17 protein-coding genes and 2 pseudogenes are annotated in these 20817 nt (G+C 42.4%); 6 read left to right on the top strand and 13 right to left on the bottom strand.

The window, feature by feature from the left end; translation table 11 throughout:
• Nucleotides 1–69 precede the first annotated feature (69 nt).
• The 3 genes from AC3A8L_RS05860 (at nucleotide 70) to AC3A8L_RS05850 (ending at nucleotide 1416) form a co-directional block, all read left to right on the top strand.
• On the top strand, nucleotides 70–300 hold the full coding sequence (locus AC3A8L_RS05860; protein WP_487961299.1) for an HD domain-containing protein: 231 nt from the start codon (nucleotides 70–72) through the stop codon (nucleotides 298–300).
• A 101-nt stretch (nucleotides 301–401) separates the two neighbouring features.
• On the top strand, nucleotides 402–863 hold the full coding sequence (locus tag AC3A8L_RS05855; RefSeq protein WP_487961298.1) for an HD domain-containing protein: 462 nt from the start codon (nucleotides 402–404) through the stop codon (nucleotides 861–863).
• Nucleotides 864–1059: 196 nt separating this feature from the next.
• Nucleotides 1060–1416, top strand: a complete 357-nt coding sequence (locus AC3A8L_RS05850; RefSeq protein ID WP_487961297.1) for a hypothetical protein — start codon at nucleotides 1060–1062, stop codon at nucleotides 1414–1416.
• Between the two features lie 109 nt (nucleotides 1417–1525).
• Here the strand turns inward: AC3A8L_RS05850 and AC3A8L_RS05845 are convergent, their stop codons facing one another.
• The 11 genes and pseudogenes from AC3A8L_RS05845 to AC3A8L_RS05795 form a co-directional block, all read right to left on the bottom strand.
• The gene (locus AC3A8L_RS05845) at nucleotides 1526–1984 is read right to left on the bottom strand and encodes a hypothetical protein (protein WP_487961296.1); all 459 of its coding nucleotides are present in this window, start codon (nucleotides 1982–1984) and stop codon (nucleotides 1526–1528) included.
• Between the two features lie 50 nt (nucleotides 1985–2034).
• The gene (locus AC3A8L_RS05840) at nucleotides 2035–2448 is read right to left on the bottom strand and encodes a hypothetical protein (RefSeq protein ID WP_487961295.1); all 414 of its coding nucleotides are present in this window, start codon (nucleotides 2446–2448) and stop codon (nucleotides 2035–2037) included.
• Between the two features lie 47 nt (nucleotides 2449–2495).
• A complete protein-coding gene (locus AC3A8L_RS05835) occupies nucleotides 2496–2906 on the bottom strand; it encodes a DUF4288 domain-containing protein (protein WP_487961294.1) in 411 nt (136 codons plus the stop codon).
• Nucleotides 2907–2940: 34 nt separating this feature from the next.
• Nucleotides 2941–3735, bottom strand: a complete 795-nt coding sequence (locus tag AC3A8L_RS05830) for a hypothetical protein (RefSeq protein ID WP_487961293.1) — start codon at nucleotides 3733–3735, stop codon at nucleotides 2941–2943.
• Nucleotides 3736–4254: 519 nt separating this feature from the next.
• Nucleotides 4255–6675 carry a triple tyrosine motif-containing protein gene (locus AC3A8L_RS05825; RefSeq protein ID WP_487961307.1) on the bottom strand — a complete coding sequence of 807 codons (2421 nt, stop codon included), beginning with the start codon at nucleotides 6673–6675 and terminating at the stop codon, nucleotides 4255–4257.
• Nucleotides 6642–8456, bottom strand: a complete 1815-nt coding sequence (locus AC3A8L_RS05820) for a ligand-binding sensor domain-containing protein (protein WP_487961292.1) — start codon at nucleotides 8454–8456, stop codon at nucleotides 6642–6644. Before AC3A8L_RS05820 ends, AC3A8L_RS05825 begins: the two co-directional genes overlap by 34 nt.
• 653 nt (nucleotides 8457–9109) lie before the next feature.
• On the bottom strand, nucleotides 9110–9655 hold the full coding sequence (locus AC3A8L_RS05815; protein ID WP_487961291.1) for a hypothetical protein: 546 nt from the start codon (nucleotides 9653–9655) through the stop codon (nucleotides 9110–9112).
• A gap of 66 nt (nucleotides 9656–9721) precedes the next feature.
• Nucleotides 9722–9874: pseudogene (locus AC3A8L_RS05810) on the bottom strand (IS4 family transposase); the annotation flags it as partial.
• Between the two features lie 401 nt (nucleotides 9875–10275).
• Nucleotides 10276–10929: an immunity protein Imm33 domain-containing protein gene (locus AC3A8L_RS05805; RefSeq protein ID WP_487961290.1), complete on the bottom strand. Its 654-nt coding sequence runs from the start codon at nucleotides 10927–10929 to the stop codon at nucleotides 10276–10278.
• A gap of 923 nt (nucleotides 10930–11852) precedes the next feature.
• Nucleotides 11853–12674, bottom strand: coding sequence for an alpha/beta hydrolase (locus tag AC3A8L_RS05800; protein WP_487961289.1), 822 nt, complete (start codon nucleotides 12672–12674; stop codon nucleotides 11853–11855).
• A gap of 208 nt (nucleotides 12675–12882) precedes the next feature.
• Nucleotides 12883–13143 (bottom strand): hypothetical protein, encoded by a 261-nt coding sequence (locus AC3A8L_RS05795; protein ID WP_487961288.1) that lies wholly within the window; start codon nucleotides 13141–13143, stop codon nucleotides 12883–12885.
• Between the two features lie 277 nt (nucleotides 13144–13420).
• Between AC3A8L_RS05795 and AC3A8L_RS05790 the strand changes: the two genes are divergently transcribed.
• Nucleotides 13421–14368: an ABC transporter substrate-binding protein gene (locus AC3A8L_RS05790; RefSeq protein ID WP_487961287.1), complete on the top strand. Its 948-nt coding sequence runs from the start codon at nucleotides 13421–13423 to the stop codon at nucleotides 14366–14368.
• A 75-nt stretch (nucleotides 14369–14443) separates the two neighbouring features.
• Nucleotides 14444–17191 carry a hybrid sensor histidine kinase/response regulator gene (locus AC3A8L_RS05785; RefSeq protein ID WP_487961286.1) on the top strand — a complete coding sequence of 916 codons (2748 nt, stop codon included), beginning with the start codon at nucleotides 14444–14446 and terminating at the stop codon, nucleotides 17189–17191.
• A gap of 628 nt (nucleotides 17192–17819) precedes the next feature.
• Here the strand turns inward: AC3A8L_RS05785 and AC3A8L_RS05780 are convergent.
• Complete coding sequence (locus AC3A8L_RS05780; protein WP_487961285.1) at nucleotides 17820–19505, bottom strand: hypothetical protein; 1686 nt, start codon at nucleotides 19503–19505, stop codon at nucleotides 17820–17822.
• A 377-nt stretch (nucleotides 19506–19882) separates the two neighbouring features.
• On the opposite strand from AC3A8L_RS05780, the pseudogene AC3A8L_RS05775 reads away from it, so the two are divergent.
• Nucleotides 19883–20020: pseudogene (locus tag AC3A8L_RS05775) on the top strand (transposase); the annotation flags it as partial.
• 178 nt (nucleotides 20021–20198) lie between these two features.
• On the opposite strand, the gene AC3A8L_RS05770 reads toward AC3A8L_RS05775, so the two are convergent.
• A partial coding sequence (locus tag AC3A8L_RS05770; protein ID WP_487961284.1) for a transposase occupies nucleotides 20199–20817 on the bottom strand: 619 nt, incomplete at its 5' end.

Raw genomic sequence — 20817 nt, 5'->3', positions numbered from 1 at the left:
TTGAGAAACACGCCCTTTTTTGTGCGCGGGTGTAGCGAGTGTAACAGCTGTACTTGCAGGCTTGCCTCTATGCCACGTATGCCTGTACGCTTGCAAGACACTCACTCTACCTGCGAGGTACCCGTGGAAAAAATTGAAAGCGTTTTAAGCTTCATTGTAGAAATAGAAAAGCTCAAAGGTGTACTGCGTAAAACGCGGCCTTGTGGATTACAGCGTTATGAAAACTCTGCAGAGCACAGCTGGCATGTGTGTTTATCTGCGTTAATGTTAGGGCCGAGGAAAAAATACTTTATCCAATAATACTTGCCTCCTGCCTCCTCAGCAGCGTTGCTCAAAGCGTTACATGCCCCGGCATGCGCCCCTTCGAGCGCCTTGCTGAGAAAGTAGGAACCCTCGTCTAATTGGACAAACTATTATTGCCTCGCCCCTTAAAAGAGTTTGCCGTCGAGGCTATTAATATAGACCGCGTCATTCTCATGTTACTGATTCATGACCTTGGTGAGATTGATGCGGGCGATACTATTATTTATGCGTCTGAAACCGCTGATAATAAAGCCAAAGAAGAAGCCGGCGTTAAGCGTGTGTTAGACATGTTACCCACTGGGCAGGGCGATGAATACTTGGCGCTATGGCAAGAGTTTGAGTTAGGCGAAACCGCCGATTCACGCTACGCCCGCGCGATAGATCGCATCCCCCCGTTACTACACAATTTACAGGGTGAAGGCCACAGCTGGAAAGACAGCAACGTGCCCAAAGAAAAAGTCTTCGACTTGAATAGTCGTATTGCAAAAGGCAGTGCGGCTGTTTGGGATGTTTTGAAAGGGAAGCTTGAAGAGGCGGTTGATGTAGGCTTGTTGAAGTAAATTTCTATCGGCCAATTTATCTCAGTAAGGGGTGTGCACGGAATAAGTTGCTGGAGTTTGGGTGTGTGGGTGCTTGCTTGGCGAGGCGAAAATATGGCGTAATAGCCGGCTATTGCAAATATTTTTAACGAAGGCAAGCGTGCATCCAGAAATTCAAAAACGGGAAGTTATTTCATGCACGCCCCTAAGGGTGCTAATGAGTAAGGATGTAGGCAAGGCTTCAAAGTTTATCTATTTAACCCCTGCCATATTATGTTGCGTTGCAATATTGTGTGGGGTTATTCCCTGTGTGTTCTGCCTGAGCGGGGTTGGGTTTGCTTGGGCTTCGTTTGCAGTATTTTTAATATCCATCATTTTTCATGTGTATATTATTTTTCGCTGGAAGCGATATGCCGATCATTCGCCATTAGCTTATGCCATCGTGCAACCGTGTAATCACCTTATTATTATGACCATCGCACTGGTTGTTGGCTCGACAAATTTATGCGGTGTTCCGCATGACAATTTTGAAGTGCCGACTTTTGAGTATTATAAGTTTGAGCCTGTCTTTTAGCTAAGACAGCTTCAATTTCGCCGAAACTGGAGTGTTTTTGTATTAATATTTTAGCGCAGCCTGTAACACAAATACACGGAGGTTTTGGCTGTCAGTCCGCAAGCATTTTTTATATGCTGAACTTTGCAACAGCGTGTTCATATGCGGGCCTATGTTTATCAAACAACGGCATCGCATGCACTATAGCTCGAGATTCAGCAGAATCATGCCAGCCAAAATAGTCTTCTGCTATGTATAGTTCTTGCCGCTCGTGTTCAGGTAATTCTAAATCAAGATCAAATAGAATACGAGATATTGCGGAATACAAAGAAAGCTTATCTTCTGAATATTCCTTTGCAGCCTCCCCAGCTAAAAATTCGTTACTTGGTTCACCGTACACCTGATAAGTATTACTAATCAATTCTATCATTTGCGCCGAATCTGATGCTAACGATAATTTCTCAATAAAAGAGTCAATACCCTCATCAGTATATTGAGAATACGCCCATGCAATGGCTTGCTCATAAGACATAAAATTCTTTTTAAGAGTGTAACTGAGAACATTGAAATCTTCGACACTAAATTTCATATTGGTTGCATATGACTCTGCAGTTGTGGGCGATCGGATAGACTGCGTTTTTAAAATGCATGGTTCACTACTCGGTCTTTATATTTAACAACAAACTTCTTTGCCTCATCTAATGTTTTTGGATATGGCACTGATTCATAGCTGTTTGGAGAAACTCTAATCTTTTGAAACAAGAAGCCATGCTCAATAAGGAAAGCTACCTTTTTCCATTGAGCATCGTCAGATTTTTTCGGCGCTTTGAAGTGCCTACCTAAGTTATAAGTAACTCCCTTACATATTGGACAATCCATTTTCATTGGATAGTCTAAAGGGCTTCCTTCAACATGACGCTTATGTGCAGTTTTACATGAAAGGCATGCATAAGACATTGAGTACACACCGCCACTTGTCTTAATCTTTGGTTTAGTAGTTCTAAGGCCTGCATCCCAACGAAGTGCCTTTTTTGTATCTCGATCAGAGCTCATGATTGTATCTTGCAATTTGTGTCGGATGACTACACTGGTTAGACATTTTATTCGGTGTCATTAAACACCTCAAGGTCTTCCTTTTTACGAACCCAAGACTTAACTCTTCCAACTGTTATGCCATTATCATCATCAAATAATATTTCAGTACCATCAGGATCAAGCTCATCATAAATGGGAATGAGACTACTAAGCCCCTCAAAAATCCAGCGCCCTTTACGGCCTTTACCGTTTGACCAATCGCTCTTATTCTCGATGCCAGACTTACCATACTCAATGGTCTTGCGATAAGCTTGTTCTCTATCATCGGCTTTTAAAATCACAACATTTGTAAAGGCGCGACAGCGCCTACGTATATTATCGAGATCCTCATCATCAAATTGAAATCTCTCGATAATTGTCGCGACCCACCAACCATAAGGACTTTTGTTTCTATCAGGAATATGCTCAGAATCCATTTTATTGCCTAACGCCTTAAGCGGAGGCACCGCTTTAATTTTTATGAGTGGGTGCAAGATATTCTACGGCTCTGAGCTCGTTTATATACTCGGTCGCCGATAACTCTTTGATGCACTTTTTTAACATTTTTCTTAAATTTGGTTTCAAGTGAATTATTGCTGTTTCGAGTCCATCACCTTTTAATAGTAGAAAAATAGCTAGTGAATAAATGTGCTCAGCTTCTGAAAGATAACCGCTACGATTAAATGCCCATCCTTGAGAGTCAACCTCGGTAAATTGCCGGAAACTAAATGCCGAATTAGACATGAATATACCAAAACCAAGGAAAGTAGCAGTAATATCAGTAGCAAACTCCCAGTTTTCCCAGCCTCCGGGAGGCTCTGTAGGGGAGGTGGCGGTTAAATAATGAGAAAGTTCATGAGCTAAAGTAGCGACCAACTGTGTCGGATTGGCCGCGATCGATGGGTTGTAGGTAATAACTATTTCTTCATTTTCCTTCGCCTGAAATGTCCCAAGAGGGTTGTGAGGAACATTTTGGACCGTTAAATTAGGTGTTAATTTCGTGTCAATATCGTCTTCTTGAGCCTCAAGAATGCAAGCCCACTCCTCCATTCCAGCATACTTTTTTACAGCCAGAAAAGTCTCACGAGCGGCCTCGCCTGCGTTTTCTACTTTTGACGGAAAGAACTCCCTCGTTGGAAGAACAAGCTTTGCATCCACATAGAAGTCATCTCCTCCAAAATGCGTTAATAGCCATTTAAAAGTAGCTACCTGAAAGTCCGTATCTTCTTTTGATAGAATCGGTTTACTTTTAAATATTCCAAACATGCTTAACCCAAATTGTGCTCTAACATTCGATTCACGCTAATGGCCACATGTAGGGATGTTCCTAGTTGTAGGCCGGCCTATCTACAACTATACCTAAACTACTTAATATAGGCATCTTCTATATCAGGCTAGGGGGGCATGAATTTGTGGGGCTGTCATAAATAGGATGTTTAAGCAGAGCTTACAAGTTTTTGAAGGGAAGCAAATGTTAGAGCAGTGCATAGAGGCAGGAGCACCTTATTAGACATTGCATCCATATCGGGATATACGTTATTAGAGTCATGCAGGAGCAGTTATCGGGACATAATGTCGAGGAGCAATTGCCGAGAAGTATTCACAGTGCACCCCAGAGGTTTATACCTGCATCGCCGCACTACACACTGATAAATTAATATCCAGATCTACGCCCGCGCGTCGTGTTTTGAATGTCCTGTCTTTTTTATTTTCATGCCTTTCTATTTAAATTCCATTGTGAGAAAACCGACATCTGTGTATGGATGATTTAATATTACCCTACTGTTAGGCTGCGGATGTTAAACCAATGGCCTCGGGTAATTCAATAATGAATTTTACTGATGCAAATTCTACATTGCCCGCTTCTATTTCTGCTGCTTGATCCCCTGTAGGTTCGATATATACATCACCGCCGAGTTTTCGAATAAAGGCTCTAACCGCGTCCATGCCCACACCGCGCCCAGATATGTCGCTAACAGTTTCTTTTGTAGATACGCCCGATTCGAAAATCATATCGCAGATAGTGCGTGTGGCTATCGTGTCGCCGACTTTCCAGCGCTCTTGCTTTACGCCAATGGCATAGAGGCGTTGTATGTTCAAACCTTTACCGTCATCTTCAACCATAAAGAATATTTTTTGGTTTTCATTTCGGCTGATCACTTTAATTGTGCCGGCGGCTGGCTTCCCTTTTTCTATCCGCTGTGCAGCTGTTTCAATACCGTGGTCTAAGCAATTGCGTAATAGATGTGCAAAAACGTTGTTAATGGTTTCTAGGTGCTCGTTTTTAATGCGTATGCCATAGCCGTTTGTATTTACGATGGGTGCTTCTTTGTCGAGCTGTTCTGCTATGGATGGCAGTGAATCCACAACATCTTTTAAAGCTTCTTCAAGAGTGGATGAAATTCCTTGCTCTAGTACTCTTTTTATATCATTTAACGATTGTTGATGAACTTCCGACGGGGTGTCTACTATGACTTGTTCGATGTTTTTGTTCATGCGTTGAACAGTGTCTTCATTTATCCAAAACCCACTCCCGTCTCGAGAATTTTCTGGTGGTTGTCGGCCTAATACTGATGTGTATATATGCTCGTATTCGGCCAGGATCTCACGAACCACGGCAATATCGCAGAGTAGGGCTTCTTGGTTCCATTGGGCATCCCCATTTTTTAATCCGCTGTACAGTGTTTCTACTTCGTGAACAACATCGCTAAAGTGAGTAAGGCCGTAAGTTCGGCAGTTACCTTTGATTGTGTGCATGTTTCTAAATAATTCGGAGACAACATTGTCCTCCATGGTTGTGTTGGCTTTAATGAGTGCTTCGTTATCATTTAAGAAGTCGATGGTTGCGCTAATGAATTTTAGATACTTTGCAGCGGGTAGGTTAAGCAATTGACTAACAATGTCTAACTCTCTTTTTTTACTGGCGGCTTCATTTTCCATTTGTTTGAGTAAAGTGACGTCGCGTACAGAGACCATCAGTTTTTGTACAATATCATCGGCGTCAACAATGGCGTTCCAATCTAAGGATAAGCTTTTTGAATTGTCGGAAATTTTCGTCTCGTAGTCACTAATGAGAACGTGACTGTTCATGGTGAAATTCATTTCATCTTCACCAATAATCGCATTAATACCCTCTTTTACTTGGTCGAGTTCATTGCTGCCGACTTGTGCGCCGGCAAAGAGTAGGGCGTAGGCGTCTTGTCCGGCAAGGTTATCTTTTTCGAAAATACTTTCTAAGTGAGTTGAATATTCGGGATGAATAGTGCCGTCGGTTTCGATGGTAAATAAACCTTGGCGCATGTTGCTGAGCATGTCTTGGATGTCGTTATTTTTTTTCTGTAGTTCACCTGTGCGCTCGGATACTTTAACTTCCAGTATTCTATTTTGCTCTTCAACGGCTCGGCGTTTTTGTTGCTGTGAGTGTACAAACTTCAGGATGATGCCTATCACCGTTAGTGTATATAGTGTGTATGCCCACCATGTTTTCCACCAAGGGGGCAGTATCTGTATATTTACTTGGGTGCCTTCATTGTTCCATAGGCCCTCATTGTTAGAGCCTCGCACGCGAAAGACGTAGTCGCCGGCATCTAGGTTTGTATAGCTAGCTGTGCGTCGAGCATCGCCAAAAACCCACTCTTCGTCAAAGCCTTCCAGCTTGTAAGAGTACTGATTTTTTTCTGGCATATTGTAGTTTAAGGAAACAAAATCAAAAGAAAAGACAGATTGCTTATGTGTCAGGGTTAGCTCTTTGGTTAGCGTAATTTTTTCTTTCAGCGGAGACCCTTTGGCGCCAAGCTCGACGGGCTTATAGAATATTTGAAAGTCTGTAATCACGACGGGCGGAATGGTCGTGTTTTCTGCAATGTTATCGGGGTTGAATATTGTCAGGCCTTTGGTGCTACCGAAAACAAGCTCTCCTTGTGATGAAAGGAGGGCGGCTGGGCGCTTGTATAAATTACCTGGCAGGCCATGTTCAATAGTGTAGTTACTGATAAATTTTTCGTCCTTTTGATTAAAGCGGGACAATCCACTACCCGTACTGATCCATAAATCTCCGTTTCTGTCTTCAACCACGCCGCCAGTAATGTCGTCTGCGAGCCCATGTTCGGACCGAAATACGCGAAACTCCATAGTCTTTCGATTCAGCCGATTAACACCGTCTGCGCCCATTCCTAACCACAGGTACCCGGCGCTGTCCTCAGTAATAGAGGTAATGTAGCCTGGGCCAATGCCTGTCGGGTGATCAGGGTTGTGGGTGTAGCGGGTAATGTCCCTGCTGCTCTGTCCATGAGGGTGAAGCCTGTATCGCTGCCGACCCAAAATTTCTGATTGCTGTCCTCGAAAATGGCATTTACGCCAAGTTGTAATAGGGTGGTGTTGTCATCGGGGTTGTGTGTGTAGTGTTTGAATCGGTTGTTTTTGGCGTCGTAGCGGCTAATGCCGTTTTCTGTGCCAACCCAAAGGTAGCCGCTGCTATCCTCAAAGAATGTACGCGCTTCTTTTGCGTTAAGGGCTGGGTAGCGTTTGAATGTGCCCGTTTCACTTTCAAAGCGGCTCATTCCGCCGCCCCATGTTCCGACCCAAATATTGGCTTTGCTGTCTTCCCAGACGTACAGCACGGGGTTGGCCTGTAAGCTTGTGGGGTCTTCGGGGTCGTGGTTGTAACGGGTTATTTTACCTGTACGCCTATTAAGGTAATTAAGGCCTTGCTCTGTCCCAATCCATAGATTGCCGCTTTTGTCTTCTCTTGCGGATAGTACGTCGCTGTTACCAAGGCTGTTTGGGTCTACCGGATTATGCTGATAGTTACTAAATGCTGTTGCGTATTGATCAAGCACAGAGATACCGGCGGGGAAGTGACCTATCCATAAGCCGCCGCTGGAGTCTTCATATATCGATCGCGTTTTATTATTTAACAGTCCGTTTGTACTACTTTCACTGTGTATATATTGTTTGAAATCATCACTGCTGGCGTTATACACACTAACGCCAGCGCCATCTGTCGCGAACCACAAACGACCTTTTTGATCTTGTAGTATTCCGCGAACGATATTCCCGCTAATACTTTTTGGGTTGCTCGGGTCATTGCTATAGCGTTTAAACTTGCCTGTTTTACGGTTTAGCCGATTAAGCCCGTCGTTGGTACCTACCCATAATCTATCCTGATTATCCTCATAAATTGCTAAGACAGAAAAGTGACTAAGTGTTGTAGGGTCTTGCGCAATGGACGGGTAATGTGTGAATGTATTCGTTTGTTGGTCGAAACTATTGAGGCCGTTTTTTTCGGTACCTATCCAGATAATGCCTTGTTTATCTTCAAATATTGTCCAGACGCTATTCGCTGCTAGGCTATTTGTGTTGGTGGTATCGTGTTTGTAGTGTGTAAACTGACCGCTTTTAGGCGAAAAGTGGTCTAGCCCCCCATTGGTTCCCAACCACAAGTCGCCTCGGCTATCTGCCATAACATTCCAGACATAGCTGTGAGCGACCGTATTGTCGTCGTTTGGATCATGCTCAAAACGTTCAAATGTATCGCTGGCGTAGTCATAGCGGTTGAGCCCCCAGCGTGTTGCCACCCATAAATTCCCCCTATTATCGAGCTCTAGGTCGCTGACATAATTACCACTTAAGCTTTGCGGGTCTTTCGGGTCGTGCCGGTAAACCTTTATGTTATAGCCATCGTAGCGCGCAATTCCGCCCGAGCCTGCAAACCAGATAAAGCCAAATTGACCTTCAATGGTGCGCCATTGCCCACCCACCATATCCAGCTTGGCGTCTTGGAGTATGCGAAAGCGAAAATTAGTGTCTTCAATATGAAGGGGGGCACTCTTCGGCTCACTCTTACTGGCGCTAGGGTTGGCGGCAGTGATTGCTGTTTGAGCTTGCGCTGGTTGAGCGCTTAAGGCGTAAGACTGGTTTATAGAGCAAAGGCTTAAGCATGAAGCTGTAAGTAGGGTATATAAGGCTTTTTTGCATGAATTACGCATTAATGGAGGCTCGTTATCTTCCGGTATGTGAATCAGGGATGTTTGCTGAGCAAAAAACCAAGCTGGATGGCCTTTGGCGAGCGCATATATAGCATTCAGGCAATGTCGGGTTAAGCGCGTACATTGATGTGTAGCGTACTACCGCCTTCGGCTGACTTAAGTATAGCTAGCGTTCAATGCAGTCAAGGAAAAGAACCAGAAAAACCTTTCATAAAAAACCTGTGACAATAATCGAGGACAGGCACTCGTCAAATTGGCCGCGCGTCGGGTTTTTTGGGGGGGGGGCAATATTCGCGAATAATTGAGGATAGGCACTCGTCAAATTGGACTGGACGGACAGCTCTTGAGCATCCTGCTCACGCTGCATTAGTGAATCCCTTCACGTCGCTTTATTCGCTAAGAAGCGTAGGAAAAAGCGCGCCGCTTAGCACGAGCGACTTCAATTGTAATTCTGCGGCAATAAAACCATTACTCCTGCGTCAATAAATAACCACAATGCATTAACTTTGGGGTTGTTGTGTGTTTTGGATCTATGGGCGAGAAGTTTCTTTAAAGTAGGGGCGTTCTAGTTTTTCTAATATATTTAGGTGTGGTTATTTTTAAGGATGCCTGTCCTGCATTATTTTGAAACTAGCTCTTATCCGATATATGCTTTATTTAGTAAATAACCCAATAGGCACCACTAAGCCAAGCTGAAAAAATGTATCTAACTCTAAAGATATAAACATATCAAAATTGACTCCAACACCTGCATATTTACCTATTGCAGCTGATGCATGAAGGGGAATGCCAAAGGTTGAAGTATCTTTCATATCGCATATGTCGCTATCCCCAAAAAAGCCTCCCTTATAGTATTCACAATTTACAGACCAAGTACCATCCCCATAACCAACACCTATTCCTACATCAGCATAGCCCCAGTTAAAAGGTGCAGAAGCAAACCTAGATATTCCATAAACGTTGAAGTTAGCATTAATTGGTTCAAATGTTTCTCTGCTTAAATTCGTAGTGCCAAAAGCCCCCCCTTCATCGTATCTTGAGTATATCAATGCCCACCCTTTATGCTCTTCTCTAATCTTTACTTTAAAAGTGTCTCCAAAATAAAACCCGGCACTGTATTCGAACCAATATCTATCATATTGACACTGAGCAGCACTGGAAAAAAAAAGTAAAGAGGTAGCTATAAGTATTTTTTTCATAAAACCTTCCATCTGGGTTAATATTGTAGAGAAGTATAACGCCGCCACTCTGTTTTATATATATCCTTATACCCTGAGAGCATCAGCGGCTTCAATATAATTTAATAGTTTCTTGTAACCTCGCCACACTGTTTTAACACCTGGCTCTCCATCACCTTTGCGACAAAGAAAACCACCCAGCCCAGCCAACATTCGAGTCATCTCCCTCAGGCTCGTTGGAATAAACGAGGACAGGCTCTCGTCAAATTGTTATGTAGGGCGTAAAGAACTCCAAACCTAAAACAATCCGCTATTTGACTCCTCAGCCAACATTATCTAGTCTTAATTCATAAAGAACTGGATAAGCAACCATGACTGAACCGCGTAGCCAATTGGTATCAATAGACGATACCGCTTGCTACAATATTAGAAGCCGTTGTGTTAGGCGGAGTTTTGTGTGTGGCTTTGACAAGGTTAACGACAAAAACTACGAGTACCGGAGTGACTGCACTGCTCGTCTGCTCCTGCGCTCCCAGTATTAATACATCCCTGTACGTCGATCGAACAGCGTATTCGACTATTAAGCTCACGGTTATTTTTAAGGATGTCTGTCCTGCATTATTTGTCTTTGGTTATCTTTTTTAATCATCAAGTTCAACGAAGTTACCTTCATCATCTCTTGCGAAAGCAACCCCTGCCTCTCGCTCCAGTAGGGAGAGGTAGCTATCATCTTCTCGCAATACTGCACCAAGTGAAACATAAGACGAATTATTTGTGTCTTCCATATATTCGTCAGTTTCATCACCTGCGGTAAATCTCCACCCACTATCGTCATCGTGGTCGGGCTCCTCTCGATACAAATAGCCAACCGGTCGAGCTTCATAAAGAATATTATTCGTTACAAAGCAACGCTTAATGTATTTATCTGTTATTGATACTACTGGATCATCTAAGTCGGTATCGATTATATGACACTCACGAAATTCAATTATGTCTTTGTGTTTGAGGTCCACTATATTTGCCGGATCATTATCCAAGTAACCTGAATATATACCATTCTTAACTTCAGTAATTGCTACCCACATTCTTTCAGCACTTGGAACTTCAGGAGCATCTGATTCAAATTGAAAAATTAGTTTAGCCTGATTTCCCGCTTTAAGTAGAGATACAACTTCCTTTGAAGGTTTATGAAACGTATACGGAAACTCAACAGATATTTTCTGTGCATCTTCCAATTTCCAACTTCTATTTCGCACAAAATCTCCAGTTTGGATTACAGGTAATATTACATTCACGCTTATGGTCACATTTAAGAATATGCCTATATCTGGACCGATCTGTCTACGACTATACCTAAACTACTAGTTATCGCCATCTCCAATATCAGGCTAGGGTCCATATCTAAGTTTTTTCTGCACATTATCAATATACGTTTTTTGATCTCTGAAGGCAGTGCATCGATTTTTTGGGTGTTCAGTATTTTCGGACTATAACCGCTTGACAGAAAATCTATTCCAACAACGCTAAGCCATGCCTATCTAGGCTTTAATTGATTAAGCAGTCTCGCCATCATCAGAAGTTTCGTCGAAATTCATATGTAAGTAATAAATTGCGACAAAAATAAAAGTGACAAATTTTAAAAAAATGAATTCGGGGCTAACAAGCCACATTAGCACAGCAAAAAACCAGTCTGCGATAAAGGCTACAATATATCTACGGACTCTGTTTCTGCGCGATACCTTTGTAATATCGTCCCAGATTATAAATATGCTAAATCCCAATATCAATATGGAAATGAACGCAAACCCGAATTCACCAATAAGTAAACTATATTGAAGCCCACCAAGGGCTAAAGGATGAACAACTGCCATTCTGGCGACGCTTGAGCTGAGTTCATTCATGGCGAGTATTCATAATACTGAGTTAAGCTTCCTGAGAAAGGCGTTCCGATAGGCTGTATTTGCTAAGTGCAATTAGTTCCAGCCACGACAAATATATGTTTCTTTGTCTTGATCAGGGAAATCAGATTTATATTCACCCCAGGTCATATAGGTGTAATACTTTTGCATTGCTTCGAAATGTGACTCTGCATCACAAGCCCAAATTATCTTAGCATTCTCACCTAGTAAGCCCCTAGCACTATCGCCGTGAGGGCCAGCCAAAAGGTATAATCGAGGACAGGCACTCGTCAAATTGTGATAGCTTGGTTATGCATGTACTACTCCCTCACCTCAAACAACCACCACAACCCCTGAATGGCTGTTGTAGGAAATGCTGTTTCGTGATTAGCATTTGGAGCCACCCTCAATTCTATATCCATAGTGGACGGCTTGTTTTTCATCAGGAGAGAATGAAGTGTTCTAGCACCTAAAACCATATCAGCCTTAGTGCTTTTCGAGTTCTTAGTTTCCTGGGCACCCACCGATATAAATACAGCTCCTTCATAATTTGGGTCGATATCGAATTTTTGTTGCATCATGTAATCGTTATCCCACCACATAGATGGGCTACCTAGGATGTAGTTTCTAAATGTTTCTGGAGAATTTTGTAAAATATATGCTCCGAACAGCCCACCAAACGAGTTCCCAATATAAGTTCTTCTGGTTGGGTCAGTGACAAATTTTTCTTCAATGTACTTAAAAACATCGTTGCGAATAAAATCCAAATGATCGCGTGCTTTACCTGATGGATCTTTGAAGCCCGGTGAGCTAGGTGTTGGCGTATAATCCCGTTGGCGACTCAACCCGGCAGGGTGCCCCTTCTGCCAAGAGATTCCTACAAACATGAGATCTTCCATCTTCCTAAAATTTATTGGATAACGAGCCGCACCTGTAACAATAGGAAACGTATAAAGAGAGTCCGTCATGTAAACAACAGGATATTTATGCTTCTTCGAGAAGTACCTGGGATGCTGTATATGTAACTCATAAGTCCGTTTAGTTTTAGAGTCGACAATCTCTACAACTTCTGTGCGAGGTAATGAAAACTCGGATTGACTAAGCGCATAATTGGAAGCTACTAAAAAAATAAATAATAACACTTAAATAAAATTCAATTTTGTTCTGCCTCTTGCTTTGCATAAGTCCTGCTGGCTTGGTTATGAGCTGAATGGATAAGGGGCATCCATAACTATTATCCCTGTAGCACAAGCTATCGAAAAATAAATAAAGGCCCTTAACAAGAGCGTGCTTTGTAGAAAAATAGAAGCGCCGCAAACGCATTATAATCAACGTAGCGACTAAGGCGACCTAAAGGGAGGGTATTTTATCAGTTTTAGAGTGTGAAATAATAGACTGACAGCCAAATAATCGGCGAGCAGCACCAAGGCCCTTGACCCAACATTGCTCTAATTTTTCGGCGCAGGATTTTATGGCATTGCTGCGACCAATGCAGTGATGAAAGTCCTTTTCGATACGCGGCATATGGTTCAGCCAGTCATCGCAATCAAAGTCCAATCGCTGCAATATTTTAGGCTCGGCCATTGCGATATAGCCTGTCTTATTCGGCACTATTGCCCCGCGACGCTAATGGAATCACTAATGCAGTGATTCCATGGATGCTAATGAACTGCCCAGTCCAATCAATTCGAGGTGATCGCGCCAATAAGAGGGGATAAAGCGCCACGTCGATCGCGAAATATGAATTAACGCACCTCACTTGCCTGTTACCGCTTAACTACCTGCTTAAGAGCAATACTATTCAAAATCAACCCCGTTTGACTTTGAATTTATGCGGCTATACTCAGAAAGTAATGGGCGTATATTGAGAGAATAAAAGGCATATATCATGGTCAAAAAATTGTTAGTTGTTATCGCTATAGCCATTTCTTTATCCTGTAGTCAAAAAAATGTCGAACCAGTTAAAATAGCGATTAACCCATGGCCTGGATATGAATTTTTATTTTTAGCCGAAAAAAAGGGATTTTTTAGTACAGTCGGATTGGATATTAAGCTTATTCAGTTGGGGTCCCTTGCTGATGCGCAAAGAGCTTATGTGAATGGCAGTGCTGACGGCTTGGCCAGTACGTTGATTGAGGCTGTACAGGCTGAAGTGAAAGGACGGAAACCCTTGAAAGTCGTCTTGGTTCCGGACTATTCGGATGGCGGTGATGTGATCGTTAGCCGGAAAGAAGTTACAGAAATGAAGGGCTTAAAAGGAAAGACGATAGGCTGTGAAGTGACGTCTCTTGGGATTTTCATCTTGGAAAGAGCCTTGGCTAAATCTGGGCTAAGTCTTAAGGATGTCAACATCGTCAATACTGAGCAGATGCGAGGAGTCAAGGCGATGAATAATAATGATATAGATGCGTTTGTATCATACCCGCCGGTTTCTATTGAATTATTAAAAAACGAAGATTATCACAAGGTATTTTCTAGCGCTGAAATCCCCAACGAAATAATTGATACAATCTCCATCTCTGTCGAAGTGTTGAATCGTAACCCTCATTTTGTAGAGAAGTTGCAAAAAGCATGGCAAATGTCGCTGGATTATTATGCATCAAATACAGCGGAAGCAGTGAAAATTATGTCGACAAGGGAGGGTATTTCAGAAGAAGATTTTGTAGGCACCTTATCTGATCTTAAAATTCTTGATTATGAAGACCAGATCAGACTGTTTAAAACACCAGAAAAGCTTCAAGAGTCTGTGATTTCTGTTTGTGAAACTCTTGTCCATATGAACTCCATTCAAGCCGACTGTGAGCACTTTCCAAATATTATTTATGGCGGGAAGTAGTCACCGTGAAGCAGGAGTAAGCTAAGCGTGGTTAAGCACATAGAAAAGTCCACTGTTTTGGGCTCATCCCTCTCGGTGAAGTTGACGTTACCTATCATTGCGATAGGCTCGCTTATTTTTGTTTCTTTTTTATTGTCTTTTATGTTTTTATCAAAAAAGATTAGCTATCGAGAAGCTATTACCGAGGGCCGCTACATTTCTAATACCCTTGTTATTGCTATTGAGGCTGATGCAGAGAAAGAGAATGCTCGCAGAGTATTAAGTGCTTTAGCTCTAGAGAGTAATGTGGTTCGGCTGACCCTTATTGAAGAGAAAAACGGCATTATTGTCGCAGATAATGCGCATGAAAACTTTGGGCAGTTGGCGAGTGATTCACTAACTGAAGAGACATTTGAAATTTATGAAAGTTTACTGAATAAGCCTGTAACTAAGTCAAGTGTCAGTAAAAATAATATCTATTACCAGTTAACTCATGTGGACTTAATTAACCCTGAGATAAATCGTGCAAGAAAATACATCGTATTTTTGGTGTACAACCAAACTCACGCATTGTCACTATTGAGGGGGGATCTTACGTTATTACTTGTACTATTTTTCTCCGGAATTCTAGTTATGATTATATCGGTTTACTGGATTCAAAGGAGAATACTGCTCAACCCTTTAAAATCGATTAATCACGCTATTCAAACTCAGCTTCCAAATACTATGCCGAATGCAATTCTTTACCAAAGTTCCGATGAGCTTGGTATTTTGACGAATAGTTACAATGCTCTTATCAAGGGGATCGCTAAGCATACCCAAGAGCTAGAAGCGTCAAAAGAGAGAGCTGAACTGGCAACAGAAGCTAAGTCCACATTTTTAGCCAGTATGAGTCATGAGATTCGAACGCCCATGAATGGCATTCTCGGAATGCTTAAATTATTGCAAAGAACGGATTTGAATGAAGATCAACAATATAAAGCTAACATAATTGGTGCCAGTGCAGAGTCATTATTATCATTGATTAATGACATTCTTGATTTTTCAAAAGTAGAAGCCGGTAAGTTTGAACTTGAGCTGATAGAGTTTAATTTGATACAGCTATTCGGCAACTGTATTGAATCTATTGCATACCGAGCTGAAGAAAGCGGTGTAGATCTAATTTTGGATACGCGTGAAGTCAGCAATTCATTTGTTGTTGGAGATGCGGGCCGAGTACGGCAAATCCTTACAAATTTGGTTGGGAATGCAATAAAATTTACCCCAAAGGGTGAAGTTATTGTTCATGTTAAAACAGTGGCTAATGATGACGGTACGCAAATTATTAGCTGCGAGGTTCAAGACTCCGGCATAGGTATCCCGCAAGATAAGCTACCTACATTATTTGAGTCGTTTACACAGGCAGATGCATCCACGACGCGAAAATATGGAGGTACAGGCCTTGGCCTTACAATAGCAAAGCGTTTAACTCAGATGATGGGTGGAGACTTGTTGGTTGAGAGTGAACTGGGGAAAGGCAGTTGTTTTAGCTTCCAGTTGGAGCTTGAAGAGGGAAAAGGAGTTAATGATGCTTCACCATTGGGAGAGTATGCAGGGCTAAATATCTTAATCGTTGAAAATAGTACTGTGAGTCAAAAAGTTATCGCAGAACAATTGAGTGCATGGGGGGTAACGGTAAGACAGGTTGCGTGTGGCAAGGAAGTAATAACGGTATTAGCGGAAGAGAATAGTCCATTATTTGATGCTGTTTTTATTGACTGGTTTATGCCAGACATGAGTGCAATGGACTTAATTAGTGCCCTGAGGGCTGATGCTAAGTTGAATGAAGTAGGTTTGGTTTTGATGACACCGCAAAGCATATTGATAAATGAAATACCCATTCAGCACTTACGAATTACCCATAGACTTTCAAAACCCGTCATCGTAGGTGGGTTGAAAAAGTCACTTGTAGATATAAAGAATAAAACAATTATTAAGGATGTCGAGGGTAGTAATGTTTATGTCGGCGTTAGCTTCAAGGATGGTCTAATAAGCGGTGAGAGAGTTTTATTGGTAGATGATAATCAAATAAATTTGGAAGTTGCTTCGGGGCTGCTAGAGGATTTTGGCTTGATTGTCGATACCGCGCTTAATGGTCTGGAAGCACTTGATAACTTTAGGGCTTCTGCATCAAATGGCTCTCCTTATCGTTTGATATTTATGGATTGCCAAATGCCAGATTTGGACGGTTATGCTACAACTAGGATGATCAGAAAAGGTGATTGTGGCGATGAGTGGAAGGATGTACCGATTATTGCTATGACTGCGAATGCAATGAAGGGTGATAAAAGGAAGTGTCTTGAGGCGGGGATGTCGGATTATTTAAGCAAACCTATTGATTTTGACCGACTAGGAAAAATGTTACAAAAGTGGATGCCCAAAGAAATAATAGATTCTTTAGATTCGTCTTTGAAGCACAATAATACTGGTAACACAAAAATAGAGAATCTCCCAAATATTGAAGTATGGGACGAGGCTTCCTTTAGGGCTCGAATTCGCAAAACAGAAAGAATGATCCGTTTAATTGGCTGCCTTATTGAAGATATGCCAAGACAAATAGGCGAGATTAATGAAGCGATTGCTAGAGAGGATATAAGTGGTGTTGGATTTTTGGCTCATGGAATAAAAGGCGTATCAGGTAATTTAGGAGCAATGCATCTTATGTCTATTGCTGGCGACATGGAACTGGCAGCTCAAGAAAATGACATGGGCTTAATTCATAGCACTTATGAAGTATTGAAAGACAGTTATAAACAGTTGGAGTTGAGGCTCAATGCGTTTCTTGTTGACCCCACGGAGAAATGACTGGTATATGATTGGGGTGATTTTTCACCGTATTTAAGTTGGGGATACTTGCCCCTAACGTTGCATTAACTTTTGGCCCAGTATCGCTTCGCTGCTTCTATAGCAGAATTTCTAGCCTCGTACTCAACTTTTCTGGATCTCACCTAGAGTGACTAGTATCAATTCCAAAAAATCTCCGTTCAAAGCTATAAATACCATTCTAAAAGCTCCTGAACTAAAAACCTAATGCAACGTTAGGGTTGAGTCAGTTAAAGCTTGAATTTTATGGGTGTAGCTTTCGAGGAGTTACAAAACGAATGCCCCCTAATATCCCAAAGACAAGACTGTCCTGTAGTCTTGTCTTAAGTTCAAACTTACGGCACTAACAGCGGCCACCCTTACACCAAAATATAGCCCCAGGTTCTTATGCTGAGGTTATTATTATCTTCACTCTTATCGGCCCAGTTTCTACGATGACTCTAGCGGGGTAATACGTAAATCAATAGGTCCTTCTGCATTTTTAATTTTGTCGGGTATTGAGCGTCCTGTTAGGGATTCACCCCGATTTCATCTTCTGATTTTCAAATACTTTTTATTCTAAAAGAAGAGCGCCATTGGTTGTTGGCACTCTGCTTTTAACAAGGATACCTTAAAATGCTATTTCGAGATTGTTGATGGAATTGGAGGCAATAAACGCTCCACTGTTTACGACACCCAAAAAGATGTTGGCCGCTGAGTCAAGGGGTACTGCAACGGAGATTGAGCTGTCTCGAATATCCGGTCTAGCTAAAAGTAGCCAGCCTTGATTGTCGTCGGCATAATTTATAAACACTTGAATTTCTGAGTCTGCCGGAACCGCATTGATTTCCCAGTTTAATTCCATTTGCAGCATTTCATCAATCGGATGATTGTTGGCAGGATCTAAACGAATATCGTTGGCCGTGATATCAATACTTGGTGAAGCAAAATCGTAATTTTCTCTGATGGTATCATAGAAAATGCTGGCCCCTGATTGATGTAATCCAATAAACAGCTCAAACTGGGTTGCATCGGTTGGGATAAGGTAGTCGAATGTGGATTCATCAAGATTAAATCTCTCTCGTAATTCAAAGCCGTCACCGTTCCCCAAGTTAATGTACACAGACGCAAGGGTATTGGGCAGAGGGTTATCGATATTCCAAGAAATAGTGTTGATATTTCCCTTTACCACACTTCCTGTGTTGGCCAAGTTGAATTCATTGGGGCAGTTGGCGGGTAGCCTAAATTCATTCTCCAGATATTGACCAGCCACATTCAAGCCCCGAGGTTGACCGGTTGTGCGCTCGAGTGCAGCATTGGCCGCCAGGATAATATTACAGGCAGCCTCAAAAGGTGTAGTGGCAGCTCGAGTATCGTTATTTTCTGAGGCAAATTTAAAGAACTCCACCATAAACTCATGGCCATATTGTTCTCTTAAAAAGTAAAATGCCGTGGCTTGGACATCATCGCGACGAACGGTTTCGCCCCGACGATCAAAAGAACCATCACCGTCAAAGTCAAACTGAAGATGACCGCCACTCACATCATAATAATTTAAATAATTTATGCCAGCGCCCTGAAAAAGATACATGAAGTCAATTTCGCGCTTCATGATATAGGGATTTTGGCCCCGACGATCACGCCAAAAGTTTTCGAACTCTGTAGTTGCGTGGTTGATACCTAGGTCGGCCAAGGTGGCAAAGGTGACAAGGCGGGGAAAGGACGAGCCAATATCCTGATTGATATCACCACGGCCTTCAATTTCAAAATAGTCTTTAAAACCAACTTGCCCCGCTCGACCCAATTCATAGTAGCCAATCTCCCACGAACGGGCATCAGTAGGGAAGAGGTCAATCGCCGCCTGGGTACCATTGCTATAGAATATCTCGGCCTTGGCATTTAATCCCAGCCCAGCAGCCTGACCTCCCGAGCCAAGCGGGGCACCAGGAGGAAGTAAGGCAACACTACCTTTATTGAGTTCTAATTTCACATTACTGGCTGCCGAACCCTCTATGTATTGGGGGTACACCGGTAGGTTGCTGTAACTATTATATAGCTCCATTGCAAGGTCAAAACGAGAAGTTTGTGTGTTAATTTGCTCAAACGTTAAGTTGGTAAGCGAATCGTTAGGGTAGAAAACCGAACGCTCACCTTCGAAAGCCCGCAAGGTGAAGATGCCATCAAGAAATGATGGATAAGCAATTGCACCACGCTCAATGGTTACATCAGACATTTGGGCGTGAACTGGAAGTGATGAGACTGTAATTCCTGCAAGTACAAGTCCAGCCAATAATTTTTTCTTAGATAAAAAAATCATGAGATACCTTTTAATTATGATAATTAAGGACGAGGCTTTAATATTTTGTCCAGTTAGGCAGGGAATTCGGCTTTCTTATCGAGGCATTTAAAGGGGTGTATAATGCCGAGGGATAGTTACCGAGGCATGCAACACTTTAAGTAACAAAGGTAAGGGCGTCGAGTCAAGCAGTGGTGGATAAAATATTATTTTCTTGTCGCTATGATTAGCCATTACCATCCGCGATTTACGGATCAAATCGTGTTGTTGATAACAGCCATACACATGTTAGCGAGTGGATGTCACAGGTTTATCACGTAAGTATCACATTATGATAACATGGTATGTATTCGGCTTTGAGGGTGCCCAGTTAACAAAAAATCGAGGACAGGCACTCGTCAAATTGCAAATCCCAGGCACTGCTAACCGGCGAGGCTGTTTTAAGCGTAATGGCTTACGTTGACCTTAACCCTGTTCGCGCGTGTATGGCTGATACACCAGAAACTTCAAGCTTTACCAGTATCAAACAAAGAGTTTGCAGGACATCCATAACAATTGTCCAAAGCTCAGGCTATCGAAAAATAAATGAAGGCCCTTAACAAGAACGTATTTTGAAGAAAAATAGAAGCGCCGAAAACGCAGTACAGCCAACGTAGCGACTAAGGCAGACTAAAGAGAGGGTGCTTTATCAGTTTTAGGCTGTGAAATAATAGACTATCGGCCAAATAATCGGCGAGCAGCACCGAGGCCCTTAACCCAACATTGCTCTAATTTCTCGGCGCAGGGTTTTATGGCATCACCGCGACCAATACAGTGATGGAAGTCTTTTTCAATACGCGGCATATTCACTAGCCAATCATCGCAATTAATATTCAAACGCTGCAATATTTTAGGCTCTTCCATTGCGATAGCGCCTTTTTTGTTCGGCAATATTGCCCGTCCACTCCAATCAATTAATTCGAGGTAATCAAGCCAATAAAAGGGGATAACACCTGTAGTGCGCTGATCTTGATGCACAGTGTCAGCGGTGGGAAGGTGATTCTTTTTAGGTGGCTGACAGAACTTGGCTAACCGAATGGGCTTTTTAACTTCAGATTTTTTGGCGGGCTTATTCAAAAACTGAATACGTTGCTGAATAGCCGTAAAATCACTGGTTTCTGGCAGCGCTGCCATGCCGGCGCGCACAGGGTTTAAATCGACATACGCCATGCACGTGATAATCGCTTGCTTGTCTAGCAACGCTTGGCTTTTAAAGCGGCCCTCCCAAAAACGGCCAGAGCATTTATCCTCCGCGTTTGCGAGTCGTGCGATATGCTCATTTAAACAACGCATA

The sequence above is a fragment of the Marinagarivorans sp. genome, assembly GCF_982758155.1.
The sequence above is the reverse complement of the archived record's forward strand: the minus strand, read 5'-3'. Positions and strand labels throughout refer to the sequence as shown.